This is a genomic window from Acidovorax sp. sic0104 (assembly GCF_019219095.1).
Classification (GTDB): domain Bacteria; phylum Pseudomonadota; class Gammaproteobacteria; order Burkholderiales; family Burkholderiaceae_C; genus Acidovorax.
The window spans coordinates 1-255 of the sequence record NZ_JAHUWH010000070.1; the positions used below are offsets into that span (position 1 = coordinate 1).

A 255-nucleotide genomic window follows, 5' to 3' on the forward strand; every position below is an offset into this window, starting at 1 on the left:
GGTGATGCTGCCATCGGGCCCGGGGATGCCGGGGCTCTGGTCTTCCACGGTGGGCGGGATGCCGTCGTTGTCGGGCACGCCCGGGGTGGGTGGTGTCACTGGTGGGGTGACCGGCGGGGTGACTGGCTGTTCGGGCTCCGGGTCCACCGGTGCGGCGCCGATCACCACGTCGAAGCTGTCGCTCACGGTGCCGCCATGGCCGTCGTCGGCGGTCACTTCGATGCTCACCGTGCCGGTGGCGGCGGGCGTGCCGCT

1 pseudogene is annotated in these 255 nt (G+C 72.9%); it reads right to left on the reverse strand.

The annotated features are described in order from the left end of the window. Positions 1 to 255, reverse strand: a pseudogene (locus tag KW835_RS27230) (hypothetical protein); the annotation flags it as partial.